At 24.2% G+C, this 13,981-nt stretch carries 13 protein-coding genes and 1 riboswitch; of the genes, 6 read left to right on the forward strand and 7 right to left on the reverse strand.

What is annotated here, in order from left to right; all coding sequences use genetic code 11:
- Positions 1 to 3: 3 nt before the first annotated feature.
- The 6 genes from dapD to IGS63_RS05145 all read right to left on the reverse strand — a co-directional run bounded on the left by dapD (position 4) and on the right by IGS63_RS05145 (position 5,282).
- Entirely contained in the window at positions 4 to 693 is a 690-nt protein-coding gene (dapD, locus tag IGS63_RS05120; RefSeq protein WP_190615925.1) for a 2,3,4,5-tetrahydropyridine-2,6-dicarboxylate N-acetyltransferase, read from the reverse strand.
- Positions 690 to 1,343 carry a 4-hydroxy-tetrahydrodipicolinate reductase gene (locus IGS63_RS05125; RefSeq protein ID WP_190615926.1) on the reverse strand — a complete coding sequence of 218 codons (654 nt, stop codon included), beginning with the start codon at positions 1,341 to 1,343 and terminating at the stop codon, positions 690 to 692. Before IGS63_RS05125 ends, dapD begins: the two co-directional genes overlap by 4 nt.
- Entirely contained in the window at positions 1,340 to 2,212 is an 873-nt protein-coding gene (gene dapA, locus IGS63_RS05130; RefSeq protein ID WP_190615927.1) for a 4-hydroxy-tetrahydrodipicolinate synthase, read from the reverse strand. Before dapA ends, IGS63_RS05125 begins: the two co-directional genes overlap by 4 nt.
- Positions 2,205 to 3,428 (reverse strand): diaminopimelate decarboxylase family protein, encoded by a 1,224-nt coding sequence (locus IGS63_RS05135; RefSeq protein WP_190615928.1) that lies wholly within the window; start codon positions 3,426 to 3,428, stop codon positions 2,205 to 2,207. Before IGS63_RS05135 ends, dapA begins: the two co-directional genes overlap by 8 nt.
- Positions 3,421 to 4,392, reverse strand: coding sequence for an aspartate-semialdehyde dehydrogenase (locus IGS63_RS05140; protein ID WP_190615929.1), 972 nt, complete (start codon positions 4,390 to 4,392; stop codon positions 3,421 to 3,423). Before IGS63_RS05140 ends, IGS63_RS05135 begins: the two co-directional genes overlap by 8 nt.
- A 66-nt stretch (positions 4,393 to 4,458) precedes the next feature.
- Positions 4,459 to 4,627, reverse strand: a riboswitch (Lysine riboswitch).
- A gap of 73 nt (positions 4,628 to 4,700) precedes the next feature.
- The gene (locus IGS63_RS05145) at positions 4,701 to 5,282 is read right to left on the reverse strand and encodes a hypothetical protein (RefSeq protein WP_190615930.1); all 582 of its coding nucleotides are present in this window, start codon (positions 5,280 to 5,282) and stop codon (positions 4,701 to 4,703) included.
- A gap of 200 nt (positions 5,283 to 5,482) precedes the next feature.
- On the opposite strand from IGS63_RS05145, the gene IGS63_RS05150 reads away from it, so the two are divergent.
- From IGS63_RS05150 to IGS63_RS05175, 6 genes are all read left to right on the forward strand, one after another.
- Positions 5,483 to 5,755 carry a metal-sensing transcriptional repressor gene (locus IGS63_RS05150; RefSeq protein WP_190615931.1) on the forward strand — a complete coding sequence of 91 codons (273 nt, stop codon included), beginning with the start codon at positions 5,483 to 5,485 and terminating at the stop codon, positions 5,753 to 5,755.
- Positions 5,756 to 5,827: 72 nt separating this feature from the next.
- The gene (locus tag IGS63_RS05155; RefSeq protein ID WP_190615932.1) at positions 5,828 to 7,996 is read left to right on the forward strand and encodes a heavy metal translocating P-type ATPase; all 2,169 of its coding nucleotides are present in this window, start codon (positions 5,828 to 5,830) and stop codon (positions 7,994 to 7,996) included.
- Positions 7,997 to 8,009: 13 nt separating this feature from the next.
- Complete coding sequence (locus tag IGS63_RS05160; RefSeq protein WP_190615933.1) at positions 8,010 to 8,210, forward strand: heavy-metal-associated domain-containing protein; 201 nt, start codon at positions 8,010 to 8,012, stop codon at positions 8,208 to 8,210.
- Between the two features lie 94 nt (positions 8,211 to 8,304).
- Positions 8,305 to 9,252, forward strand: a complete 948-nt coding sequence (locus tag IGS63_RS05165; RefSeq protein ID WP_190615934.1) for a transporter substrate-binding domain-containing protein — start codon at positions 8,305 to 8,307, stop codon at positions 9,250 to 9,252.
- A gap of 1 nt (position 9,253) precedes the next feature.
- A complete protein-coding gene (locus IGS63_RS05170) occupies positions 9,254 to 10,801 on the forward strand; it encodes a diguanylate cyclase (protein WP_190615935.1) in 1,548 nt (515 codons plus the stop codon).
- 117 nt (positions 10,802 to 10,918) lie between these two features.
- The gene (locus tag IGS63_RS05175; RefSeq protein WP_190615936.1) at positions 10,919 to 11,563 is read left to right on the forward strand and encodes a hypothetical protein; all 645 of its coding nucleotides are present in this window, start codon (positions 10,919 to 10,921) and stop codon (positions 11,561 to 11,563) included.
- 26 nt (positions 11,564 to 11,589) lie between these two features.
- Here IGS63_RS05175 and IGS63_RS05180 read toward each other — a convergent pair whose 3' ends face one another.
- Positions 11,590 to 13,980 carry a DNA polymerase III subunit alpha gene (locus tag IGS63_RS05180; protein WP_190615937.1) on the reverse strand — a complete coding sequence of 797 codons (2,391 nt, stop codon included), beginning with the start codon at positions 13,978 to 13,980 and terminating at the stop codon, positions 11,590 to 11,592.
- Position 13,981: the final 1 nt, after the last annotated feature.

Consider the following 13,981-nt stretch of genomic DNA (forward strand, 5'->3'; position numbering starts at 1 on the left):
CACCTACAATTTTCTTAGATCATCTATTAATTTAGTTTTTTCTTTTGTTGTTTCATCAATTTTTTTAATTACTCTTGCAGGTGATCCAGCAACAACTGTTCCTTTTTTTACATTTGTTGTGACAATTGCGCCTGCTGCTACAACAGTATCATCTTCTATTTCAACGCCCTCTAAAACTACTGCATTTGCACCTACTAATACATTATTACCAATTATTACTGGCTTAGCACTTGGGGGTTCTATAACTCCAGCAATAACTGCACCTGCTCCAATATGACAGTTTTCACCAATAATTGCTCTTCCGCCAATTACAGCGTTCATATCTATCATAGTTTTTTTACCAATTTTTGCCCCTATATTTAATACTGCTCCCATCATAATAACAGCATTATCTCCTATTTCAACTTTTTCTCTTATTAATGCTCCGGGTTCTATTCTAGCATTAAACTTTTCCAAATTTGAAAGTGGTATTGCAGAATTTCTTCTATCAATCTCAATTTTATAATTTTTTATTATAATTTTACTTTTTAATAATTCAAACTCTTTGAGTGTACAAAACAATGTTCCAAAATACTCATTGCCAAAAAAATTATCATTATTTAATAAAATTTTTAAACTTCCTTTTAAATAAACTTTTATTGGTGTTTCTTTTTTTGAAGTTGTTATATAGTTTATTATTTCTTGTGAATTCATATTTTTCCCTCCATTACTTCTGAAAAAGTATATATTTTTGATTTTGAAACTTTCTTTAAAAATAATGCTGATTTTAAAACACCTTCTGCAAAAGCTCTTCTCGAAAGTGCTCTGTGAGATATTCCAATTGTTTCACCAAGTGTACCAAATATTATTTTATGATCTCCTGGTATATTACCTATTCTTAATGAAGAAATATTTATGTTTTTATTTAATTCATTTTTTATCATTTTAGCAGTTCCAGATGGTTTATCTTTTTTAAATCTATGATGTGTTTCTATTATTTCTATATCTGAATTAGGTAAGAAGTCATTAGTTAATTTTGCTAACTTCAAAAGGATTTGTATTCCTATTGAAAAGTTATAACTTTGAACTATAGGTACCTTTTTGGATATATCTTTTAAAACATTAAAACTTTTTTCATCTAAATCAGTTGTTCCGATTATTAATGGAGTATTATACTTTTTTACATATTCTATAGTTGTATTAAAAACCTTAGGAAGAGAAAAATCTATTAAAATATCTGGATTTTCTTTAAAGAATTCACCATTTTTATCATATGAAAAAACTAATTCATGATTATTTTCATCAAATAAGTTTTGTATTTCTCTTCCCATTCTTCCATTTATTCCTATTAATCCGTATTTCATATTTTAATCTCCTTTAATAATTCATCTAATATTTTTTGATTTTCAGAACTCAATGAAACTAAAGGAAGCCTTAATTTATTTTTACACAAATTAAGTTTTGATGCTGCATATTTTATTGGTATTGGATTTACTTCTATAAACAATTTATTCATTAATTCATTATATTTTTTATTTATATCTTTTGCTGTGATATAATCGTTATTTAAAATAGAAGTAGTAAGATTTTTCATTATTTTTGGGAGTATATTAGATATTACAGAAATTACGCCATCTCCACCAAGAGACATTATAGGAATTACTTGATCATCATTTCCAGAGTAAACTAACATATTATTCGGCTTTTTTGAAATTAATGTATTTATTTGAGAAATATTTCCACTAGCTTCTTTTATTCCAATTACATTTTTATTTTTATTGAATATATCTATTGCTGTATCTGGTAAAATATTAACACCTGTTCTTGAAGGAACATTATACAATATAATAGGAAGAGAAGTTCTTTCTGAAATATACTTATAATTTTCTTTTAAGCCAAATTGGGTTGTTTTATTATAATATGGAGTTACTATTAAAAGTCCGTCAGCATTAGCTTTTTCTGAAATTTTATTGTATTTTAAAATTTTTTTGGTATCATTACTTCCAGTTCCAATTATAACTGGAACTTTTTTATTAGTTTTTTCAATTACAAAATTAATTAGTTTTTCTCTTTCTTTTTCTGTTATTGTTGGAGCTTCTCCTGTTGTTCCAAGAACGATTAATGCATCAACATACTTTAATTGAAAATTAATTAATTTTTCTAATGAAACATAATCAATATTTAATTCGGAATCAAAAGGAGTTATTATAGCTGTACCAACGCCTTTAAACATAAATATCATCTCCTTTTATTGTTGAAAAATACTCTTCTATTGTTTGAGCTCTTCTTATTAATTTAAATTCATTATTAGAATAAATAAATTCTGCAGACCTTAATTTTCCATTATAGTTAAATCCCATTGAATGTCCATGAGCTCCAACATCGTGTATTACTAAGTAATCACCTTCATTTATTTCTGGTAACTCTCTATCAATTGCAAATTTATCATTGTTTTCGCATAATGAACCTACTACATCATATTTTTTTAATTTTTTTGAGTTATTTAATACTGTTATATGATGATAAGCACCATACATTCCTGGACGCATTAAGTTTGCCATATTTGCATCAACGCCAATATAAGTTTTGTAACTTTTTTTTATATGTAAAACCTTAGTTATTAAATATCCATGTGGACCTGTTACATACCTGCCATTTTCTGAATATATTTCTGGAAATATATTATTTTTTTCTAATATCTCTTTGTATAACTTTTTTAATTCTTTTGAAATTAAAGATAAATTTAATGGTTCTTCTTTAGGATTATAAGGAATACCAAAACCTCCACCTATATCTATAAATTTCAAGTTTATGTTTAATTCATCTTTTATTTTTTTTGCTGTTTTAAATAAAAGTTCTATATTTTTTATTATTTCTATTTCATTAAGAGAATTAGAAACAAGCATTCCGTGTAATCCAAAAATTTTTACATTTAGATTTTTTAATTTTTGATAGCCAATTAATAGTTTTTCAAGAGGCATTCCAAACTTTGAATTTTCAGAAAAACCTATTATTTTATTTCCATAAATATTGTTTGGTGTATATCGTATAGATGCGATTTTAGGCATTCCAAATTTTTTATTGAATTTATCTATGTGATCTATATCATCAAAATTTATTATTGCATTTAATTCTTTTGCTTTTTGATATTCCTTCATAGGTGTATTATTTGAAGTAAACATTATATCTTTTGAATCAATACATTGAGCTAAAAGTAATTCTGTTAAAGAGCTACAATCCATTCCACACTCATTTTTTTTTAACAAATTTAATATATATGGAGTTGGAGTTGCTTTAACAGCAAAAAACTCTTTAAATTTGCACCAATTAAAAGAATTTTTTAATTCATTCAGTGAACTTATTATCCCTTTTTCATCGTATATATAAAAAGGAGTATCATGTTTTATTTTTTTAATTTCATTTAAAGAAAATGGAATAATTTTATTCAATGTTATTCAACTCTTTATGTTTTAATAAAATTCTAACTGCGTTTGTAGCAGCACCAACTCTAACATTATCTGCAACAACCCATATTAAAAATGAATCATTCATTTTTCTTAATCTTGATACATATGTCATATTACTTGACTCAACTTTAAGTGGCGTAATGAGTTCATCTGTATAGATTATATTTTCAGAATTTTCAAGTAATTCTTTTACTTTATTTAAAGTTGTTTTTTTATTTGTTTTAAATAGAATGCTTTCTGAATGTCCATATAAAACAGGAACTCTAACAGCAGTTGGATATATATTTATTGAATTATCTTCAAATATTTTTTGTGTTTCATTTATCATTTTCATTTCTTCAGTTGTAAATCCATTTTCCTCAATATCTCCAATTACAGGAATTACATTGTTTGAAATTATTGTTGGAAAATGAGATACAGCTTTTGAGCCATTTTGTTGGAATAAAAGTTCATTCATTCCTTTTTTCCCAGCTCCAGAAACTGCCTGATAGGTACTTACATAAATATCTTTAATTTGAAATTGTTTGTGTATTTTATTTAATGCAAGCAACATTTGAATAGTAGAACAGTTTGGATTTGCTATTATTCCTTTATAATTTTTCAATTTTTGATAATTTATTTCTGGTATTACAAGAGGAATATTTTTTTCTTGTCTAAAGGCAGAAGAATTATCTATTATGATATTCCCATGATTTTGAGCAATTAAAGCATATTTTTTAGATATTTCACTACCAGCAGAAAATAATAAATAATCGTACTTTTCTTTCATAGAATCTTCTGTTAATTCTTCAACTATTATTTCATTTTTTTTAAATTTTATGTGGGTACCAGCAGATTTTTTACTTGCAAATAAATGTAATTCTTTTATATTAATATTCATTTCTTCAATAACTTTGACCATGGTTCTACCCACTTCACCAGTTGCACCAACAATTCCAATTTTCATTTTTATCCCTCCATAAAGAAAAAGTCTTCCATACGGAAGACTTTTTGAAATATTTTTTATAAACATATTTCAAACGGCTCTCCGCATATGCGACAGTCATATGAGTATTTCCCATACAACCAGGTAATTAAAGTGGGTAAGCTTTAATTCCTTCGGCAACCGCACCTTTCACTCATTCCAAGCCTACCCAGGCGATAAATGAGTTACTAATTTTGGTTGCACCTCCGTTTGTTGAGTGTGTTATTTAATTTTAAAACAAAAATAACATATATAAGTAAAAAAAACTTTGCTTAATTAATAATTTATTGTTAATTTGATTTCTTTTCTGAGGTATTTTTTTTGAAGTTTTTATCAAATTCTAAAATTAATCCCGTAATAAATTCATTTCTTGAAATATTTAAAATTCCATTTTCTTTTTCTTTTCCAATACCATTACCACAATATTTTTTTAATATATCACGACATTCTTTTGGGATTCTAAAAGTTGCATTTTCTTTTAAAATAGATTCTCTATAAGGTTTTTTAAATGTTTTTTCTAAATAATCATTACTACTTGTATCTTTTTTATCTTCTGGTGCCAATTCATATTCTATTTCGATTATTTTTTTATTCGTTTTTTCTTCAAATTCAATCATTTTTTTTTCTAATTTTTTTATTTTTTTCATTAATTCTTCATTTGTTTGTTTTTCATATTCTTTTAATTTTTTTTCCTTTTCTGCTTCCTTTTCATAAAGTTTATCATATTCTTTTTTTACTTTTTCTAATGATCTTGTATCAAAATAAATACTTTTATTTTCAAATATTTTCACTATTTCTTCATAAGATTTACCTGAATTTAATAACTTTAGAATTTCTATCCAATTGTTTCTAACTTGTTCAATCTTAGTCATACCATCATCTCCTTTCCAAATTATACAATCACTTGTAATTGTACAAGTATCTTGTTAATTATAAAATAAAATTATGTAAATCTAATATTAAGAAAAATTGTAAATAAAAATATTTAAATTTAACATTTTATATTTATTTTTGAAATAAATATGAGTTATTATTTATATAGATAAGCACCCGTATATGGGAGGGGGTAAAGATGAAACACTCAAAGAGTTTAAATGTTTTAAAAACAGCAAAAGGTCAAATTGAAGCTTCGATAAGAATGATTGAAGATGAAAGATACTGTATTGATATTTCAAAACAATTATTGGCTACAATAGCACTTTTAAAAAAAGCTCATACGCAAATATTAAAAACACATCTTGAAACTTGTGTTAGAGATGCTGCATATTCAAATAATACATCTGAAATTGAAACAAAAATAAAAGAATTAGAAGAAGTGATTGAATATATAAATAAACCTTTATAATAAAAAATAATTTTTAATATAATTAATGATAATCAAATTTTTAAATACGATAAAAATTATCGGAGGTGAATCATGAAAGAAAAAAATTCTACATTTGCAGTAAAAGGGATGACTTGTGCTTCTTGTGTTAGAATAGTTGAAAAGAATTTAAAGAAAATAAATGGTGTAAAGTATGTATCTGTTAATTTAGCTACTGAAAAAGCTTTTATAATATCTGATGATAGTGTTAATGAAGAAGATTTTAAAAAGGCAGTAGAAAATGCTGGGTATAAGATGTCAAAAGAAATACCAACTTCTGATATTTTAGAAGAAAGGTTTAAAAGTGATTTTAAAAATATGAAATTAGCCCTTTATATCACAATTCCATTGATGGTTTTAATGATTTTTAACATGAGTGGTGTAAAAATCCCATACTTTGAATGGATAGAATTATTTTTTGGTGGATTTGTAGTTTTTTTTACTGGTAGAAAAACTTTAAATGGAGCTAAAATAGCAGTTACTCATTTTCATGCAAACATGGATACTCTTGTATCTTTAGGAGCTATTGCTGCTTGGATAACTACTGTATTTGCAATTCTTGGTTTAAATATACTTTCTTTTGGTACAATAGCAGCAATGTTAATAGGGTTTCAACTTACGGGAAGATACATTGAATCAAAATTAAAGTTTAAAGCTTCAAAAGATATAAGAAGTTTATTAGAAATGCGAGTAAAAAATGCAAATCTTGTAATTGATGAAGAAATAGTATCAGTTCCAACTGAAACTTTAAAACAAAAAGATATAGTTATAGTTAGAATGGGTGAAAAGATTCCTGCTGATGGAAAAATAATAGAAGGTAAAGGTTCTGTTGATGAATCAATGATTACTGGCGAACCAATACCAGTAGAAAAAAATATTAATGCTGAGGTTATTGGTGGAACAATATTAAATTCAGGAGTCATTAAGGTTGAAGTTGAAAAAATTGGAGAAGATACATTTTTAAGTCAAATGATAAAATTAATTGAAGAAGCTCAGTCTTCCAGAGTTCCTATACAAGGATTTGCAGATAGAGTAACTATGTATTTTATACCAGTCGTGTTTTTTATATCTTTGATTGGTGCATTGATTTGGTACTTTAATTATGATAACTTACAAAGTTTTTTAGTTTCAATGTCTAATGTTATACCTTGGGTAAATCCAAATGCTGGAGCTTTGTCTACGTCAATATTTGTTTTTGTTGCTTCTATTGTAATAGCATGTCCTTGTGCATTGGGATTGGCAACACCAATGGCGTTGGTTGCTGGAAGTGGAGTTGCTGCAAGAAAAGGATTAATAATAAAAAATGGAGAAGCAATACAACTTGCAAAAGACATAGATACTTTATTTTTAGATAAAACAGGAACAATTACAAAGGGAAAACCAGAAGTTGTTGAAACAAATATAAGTGATGATTTATTTGAAATAGTTGCTTCGATAGAAAAAAATTCAGTTCATCCTCTTGCTCAAGCTGTAGTTAATTATGCAAAAAGGAAAAATTCAATAAAAAATTATGATTTTGATAGTATAGAAGAAATTTCTGGAAGTGGAGTAATTGGTGTTTTGGATAACAAAAAATACTATATTGGTAAGTCAAAAGATTCTAATAAATACAAAAACTTAATGGAAAAAGGTCATACAGTTATAGAAGTTAGTGTTGATGAAAGTGTAGCTGGATACATTTCTATTTTTGATCCTATAAAAGAAGATACCATTGATGCAATAAAAAAGATAAAAAATTCAGGTATACAACCAATTATGCTCACAGGAGATAATGAAATTACAGCTAAAGCAGTGGCTAATAGTGTTGGAATAGATAAGTTTATATCTGGTGTAAAACCACACGAAAAAGTTAAAAATATTAGAGAGTATCAAATTAACGGGAAAAAGGTTGGTATGGTAGGAGATGGTATAAATGATGCAGCTGCACTTAAATCAGCAGATATAGGTATAGCAATAGGAACTGGAACTGATTTAGCAATTGAAAGTGCTGATATTGTTATAGTTAAAGGAAAATTATCAAAAGTATTTGATGCAATTGAAATTTCAAAAGTTACCTTTAAAAAAATAAGACAAAATTTATTTTGGGCATTTTTCTACAACATAATAGCAATTCCTCTTGCATTGAGTGGAATTTTACATCCTGCTATTGCTGAAATAGCAATGACTTTTAGTTCAATAAATGTAATTATGAACTCTTCGAGAATAAATAAAATTTTTAAATGATGGAGGTGTGTAAATGAAGTATATTTTTAAAGTTGAAGATATGACATGTAATCATTGTAAAATGAGGATAGAAAAGGCATTAAGTGAAGCAGAAGATATAAAAAGTTTTAATGTTGATTTAAAGAATAAGATAGTGGAGGTTGATTCGGAACTTTCAGAAAATGTAATAGTTTCAATTATTGATGAAATTGGATATACTGCAATAATAAAATAAAAGCATCCTTCGGATGCTTTTATTATTTATATAAATTATAAATTTTTTGTTAAAAATGTTATAATTATAATAAAGATTGGAGAGGAGTGATTTTATGAAAAAAGTATTATTCATTATTGTTGTTTTATTTTTATCTCAAGTATTTCAAGCAAGGACTTTAAAAGAAATTATTGATTCTGGATACTTAATTATAGGTATAAGAAATTTACGTACTTCAACAATATATCAGCCTGAAAACAAAGAAAATCCAGGTTTTTGTTATGAACTTGCTAAAACATATGCTGATTATTTAAATGTAAAATTAAAGGTTCATATTGTAAATTTGTTTTCTGATTATTGGAAAAAAGATGGTGAATTAATTTTTAAAAGTGATAAAAATGTTACGCCGGATATATATAATAAAGTAGATATTGTTGCAGATATTATAACAGTTACAGATAAAAGGAAAAAATATGTGAATATGATTCCCTTTGCAGAAAATACAGAATTATTGTTTGGTAGAAAGGAATCAAATATAAAAAAATACGAAGATTTAAAGGGGAAAAAAGTACTTCTTTTAGAAAGTATGTCATTTTATACAATTTTTATTGATGAATTAAAAAAGAGAAGTATAAGGTATGGATTCAATAAGGTTTATTTTGAAAAAGATAATTCACTTCATTATTTTGAAAAAAACAATGTATTTTTTAAAGATAAAGTCAATATATTATTGATTCCTCAAGATTATACAATACCAAAGTTTGGATTTTATTATCAAGTTCTTTTAAAAAATACAGATGTTAGCATTTTAGATTCCTTTTCTTTTTTTCCAAAGTGGTTCAATACATACTCTCTTAAAGAAAATTTAAAACCACTTTTTCCAGAAAGAGATAAAATAGGTTACTTGTCTTTTTGTACATCGTATGAAACAAAGGAGTTGAATAAATCTTTGAGTAATTTTATATCTTTCATGAAAAAAACAGATAAATATAACTTGTTATTTGAAAAATATATAGGAATAGGTTATAATGATTATAAAAATATACTTAATGTAGGTGACTAATTTGAAGTTAAAACATAAGATCTTTAAATATACTTTGAGCATTAATTTAATAATAATAATAATAATTTCAAGTTTATTTTTAATTTTTTTTATAAGTAATTTAAAAAGATCTACTTTAAATAATATTTATTTAGTGAATACCTCTTTGAATAATTCTTTTGAAGAGTGTTTTTCTTATATTGAAAAAACCTTAAAAAACATTTTAGAAAATAATGACACAATTTTTGTTTTTGATAATAATCCTATAATAAGTGGTTATGCTAAGAAAACTTTGAATAAGAAATTTAATGAAATAATTGATTCAAAATATTGTATAGAAAATATGTCTTTAATTCAAAACAGTAAAACTATTGTTGGAGATTATGAAGAAAATAAAACAAATTTTTTTATTAAGAATGATACTCCATATATACAAATAGAAAAAGTTTTGCAGTCTGATAATAATAGAAAGTTATTATTACTGTTTAATTTAAAAAAATTTTATGAAAATTTTATTAATAATTTGAAAGATAATAAGTATTATTATTTATTAATTAAAACGGATAATGAATTTTATAATTTAAACATGAATGAAATGAGTAAACTTGAAAATATTAATAATTTTTTATTTCTAAAAGATAGATTTTATTCGAGTTCCGTTACTAAAAATTTAGAATTCAATATAATTTTTTCAAAAAATTATATCAATAATTTATTATTCTGGATTTTTTTTATTTTTATATTTCTTTTTCTTTTTTCAATTTTAATGTTAATAATTGTTTCAAATAAATTATCAAATAATTTAGTGAGATCATTAAATAAATTCATGGTTTTTTCAAAGAGTATTGGTTCAAGGGATTTTAAACAATTTATTCCAAATGAAGATGATGAGGATGAAATAAAAGAACTTTCAAGTGCTTTTAATAATATGTCTAAAAAGATAGAAATATTTACTAAAAATATGGAACAATTGGTTGCAGAAAGAACTGAAGAAATAGAAGCTCAAAATGAAGAACTTGAAACTCAAAATGAAGAATTAGAAAAAATTAATAAAAAATTAGAAGAAACCTCAGTAAGAGATGGTTTAACGGGATTATACAATAGAAGATATTTTAATGAAAAAGTAGAAGAGGATTTTGAATTAGCAAAAAGAAATGGTATGTACTTTCAAATGTGTATAATAGATATAGATCATTTTAAAAATATAAATGATACATATGGGCATCTTATTGGTGATGAATGTATAAAAAGTGTTACAACAATATTGAAAGAAAATTTAAAAAGATATACAGATAAGGCGTTTAGATATGGAGGAGAAGAATTTGTTTTTTATGATATTTCAAATAAAAATGAAAATTTTGAAAAATTATTGAAAAAAATAAGGAAAGAAGTAGAAGAAAGTAAATGCATAATAAATGAATTAGAGATAAAGGTCACAATTAGTATTGGAGCATGTATAGCAAAACCTAAATATGAAGATATTTATGAAAAATTTATAAAGGAAGCTGATGAAGCTCTTTATGATGCAAAAGAAAAAGGTAGGAATAGAATTATTTTAAGAAAAAACTGATTATCTTTATTTAAACCTTTAAATTTTAAAAAAATGACGTTTTATCATTTTAAAAGTTTAATATACGATTTTTATTTTATAATATATTTGAATTAAGAAACTTAAGGAGGCATTATAATGAAAAAATTATTTCTTTTTTTAATTTTAACGGTTACAATTATTTCGTTTTCATTTAACTTTGGTGCTGGAGGATCAAAAATAGTTTATATTCCTGGCGTTCAAATAATTTCCCCATTTACTGATACAAATTTTAAAATAGATGATGGAGTTTTATGCTTTGGTGGAGAAGGTCATGGAGGCATTTTTAATGATTTTTATATTGGCGGTGATGGATTTACTGGAAAAAAAGATTTTACAGTTTCTGGAACATCTTTAACATTTTCTTTTGAATATGGAACTTTTGATATAGGAAGAAATTTAATAAATATATTTGATACAATTGTTTTAGATGCAGGTTTTGGTATTGGAACGTATTCAATTAGAATTTCAAGAAATTTATTGGGTGGAGATACAATAAATGACTTTTTAACTGGACATTCATCAGGTGTTTCAAGTATGAAAATAGATTATTACATTGCTTCTCCTTATACATCTTTGTACTTACATTTTACTGATTTTTTTGCATTAAATGTAAAAGCAAGATATATTTTTGGATATACAGAAAATGGTTGGATTTATTCTAATGGTAATAAAGTAGATGTTGATGAATCAAATTATTTAAATACATATAATTTAGGAGTTTCTTTATTGTTTGGATATTAAAAAAATACCTCTTTTGAGGTATTTTTTTATAATGTAGTTAAAATTCTTTTAGCTTTTTTTGAATATGTTTTTACTTCAATTATTGATGAATTATCAACTAAAAAATTTTTTATTTGATATCCATTAAAGTGAATTTGGTCATTATTATAATATTTTTTTATTAAAGTATTAGATAATTTTTTAATAGTTAAAGCTGTTATTGGAAATCCAATTGTTTCACAGTCATAAAGCAATTTATCTTCTATTGTTGTTTCTACTTTTTTATCTTCTTTTTCATTATTTCCAAAGATACTATTCTGTATTTCTTTTAAGTCATACAGTTCTCCTTGAATTAATTTAGTTAAACTTCTAAGCATTTGTTTTCTATTTGTATTTATAAAATCAAGACTTCCACTTTTTATTAAATTTTCCATTATACCTTTATTAATATTATTTTTTTTACAATATTCAACAAAACTTTCTAAGGTTTTTATTTTGTTATTAAATAATAGTTTTGATATATTTTTTCCAATTCCTTTTATTGTATGAAGTGGAAGAAGTATTTCATTTTTTTTATAAATTCCAGTTGAATATTCAATTGATGGAGATATTATTTTTATATTTAAAATACTACATTCATTTATTATATTAATATCTAATCCTTTTGAATTTATGTATTCAAGAAAAAATTTTTCTGGGTTTGTAAATTTTTTTTCAGCAAGCCAATAACTTATATGAGCATAAGCGGTTGCATGAGACTTTACAAATGAATATTTTGCAAAATTTTCTATTTTTTCAAATAGTATTTGTGGTTCTGGTAAGGTTGTATTTTCTATAAATTTGTTTTTTAATGGAAGCAACTTTTCATTGTTTTTTTTAGAAAGTGCCTTTCTTAATTCATCTGACTCTTCTGGCGTAAATTTTGCTGTATTTTGTGCAAGTTTCATTATTTGTTCTTGATAAATTAAAACTCCATTCGTTTCTGGAAATAATTTTTTTAAGTAATTAGGAGAACTTTTTTCTATATATTCATCTATCATCCCAGATTCTAAAGGCCCCGGCCTATTTATTGAGAGAAGAAGAATTAATTCTTCAAAATTTGAAGGTTTTATTTTTTGTGAAAGGATTTTACCAAGTTTTGAATCCAGTTGAAAAATACCTTTTGTTAATCCTTTTGATATATTTTCATAAACGATTTTATTATTTAAGTTTTCATAATGATATTCTATGTTTAATTTATTCATGAAACTTATAGTATCTAAGGATAATAAATCAAATTTTTCTATATTTAATAATTTCAAATCATTCATATCCCATTCTATTACAGGAATTTTTCTATACTCTAATGGTAAATATTCTCTTAAATCTTTATCAGATATTATTATTCCAGCAGCGTGAACTGATTCAGCTGTTTCAAGTCCTTCTAAATAATAAGATATGTTGTATAATATTTTTTTATCTTTAGATAATTTTTTAAATTTCATTAAATTTTCTTTTGATCTTATAGGAGCAGTCATATTAGGGATTTCTTTTACTTTAGTAAGTTCAGTTAATTTTTTTAATACAGATTTTTTTTTCATTGTTGATGTGGTTCTTATTTGAGCAACATGATACTTTCCAAAAACATTCTCTAATTCTTGTATTAATTCATTTCTTTTTTCAGCATCTATATCTATGTCTATATCTGGCAGTTCTTTTCTATATTTATTTAAAAATCTTTCAAATAATAAATCATATTTTAAAGGGTTAATTTGAGTTATTCCTAAAGATTTTACAACTAAAGAACTAACCGAAGATCCTCTTCCTGGTCCAATAGTTATATTTTTTTGTTTTGCAGTATCTATTATTTTTTTTACTGTTAATATATAATTTGATGTATTTAATTCTTTTATTAGAGATAATTCTTTTTTTAATCTATTTAATTCTTTTTCAGTATATTTTTTTTTATTTAATAGTTCAGTTAATTTTTGATATCCTCCAAAATTAGGAATATTTATATTAAAAATATTTAAGTTATAATTTGTCTTTATATTTTCAAATATTTTTAATTTTTCAGAGTTTAAATGCCCTTCAGAAATTGAAAGATTTTTATCATCTTTTAATAAATTTTTAAGTATTTTTGTAGGATAAAAAATTGTTGGTAAGTTAAATTTTATTTCTTCAAGATTTAAATCTTTTTTTAATTTATTATAATGTTTTATTGCAATTAAAATATCTTGTTCATTTTTTATAATATATTTTGTGTTATGTACTTTATACAAAATTATTGGTTTTATGTTGTATTGTTTTGAAAAATAAATAAACTTCATCCAAGATTTTGGATGAGGTTCACAAAGTATTATCGTATTAAATTTATATTTTTTTGCTAAATTAAATAAATCTCTTATTTGTATATAAGAATTACTTTTATTTGTTGAAACTGGTCCTAATATAGCCATG

The sequence above is a fragment of the Tepiditoga spiralis genome, from assembly GCF_014701195.1.
Lineage (GTDB): Bacteria > Thermotogota > Thermotogae > Petrotogales > Petrotogaceae > Tepiditoga > Tepiditoga spiralis.

Coding starts and splice junctions, on each gene's coding strand:
- dapA (WP_190615927.1), bottom strand. CDS start 2,212: ATGTTTAAAGGCGTTGGTACAGCTATAATAACTCCTTTTGATTCCGAA.
- IGS63_RS05180 (WP_190615937.1), bottom strand. CDS start 13,980: ATGGCTATATTAGGACCAGTTTCAACAAATAAAAGTAATTCTTATATA.
- IGS63_RS05145 (WP_190615930.1), bottom strand. CDS start 5,282: ATGACTAAGATTGAACAAGTTAGAAACAATTGGATAGAAATTCTAAAG.
- IGS63_RS05150 (WP_190615931.1), top strand. CDS start 5,483: ATGAAACACTCAAAGAGTTTAAATGTTTTAAAAACAGCAAAAGGTCAA.
- IGS63_RS05125 (WP_190615926.1), bottom strand. CDS start 1,343: ATGAAATACGGATTAATAGGAATAAATGGAAGAATGGGAAGAGAAATA.
- IGS63_RS05175 (WP_190615936.1), top strand. CDS start 10,919: ATGAAAAAATTATTTCTTTTTTTAATTTTAACGGTTACAATTATTTCG.
- IGS63_RS05140 (WP_190615929.1), bottom strand. CDS start 4,392: ATGAAAATTGGAATTGTTGGTGCAACTGGTGAAGTGGGTAGAACCATG.
- IGS63_RS05160 (WP_190615933.1), top strand. CDS start 8,010: ATGAAGTATATTTTTAAAGTTGAAGATATGACATGTAATCATTGTAAA.
- dapD (WP_190615925.1), bottom strand. CDS start 693: ATGAATTCACAAGAAATAATAAACTATATAACAACTTCAAAAAAAGAA.
- IGS63_RS05155 (WP_190615932.1), top strand. CDS start 5,828: ATGAAAGAAAAAAATTCTACATTTGCAGTAAAAGGGATGACTTGTGCT.
- IGS63_RS05165 (WP_190615934.1), top strand. CDS start 8,305: ATGAAAAAAGTATTATTCATTATTGTTGTTTTATTTTTATCTCAAGTA.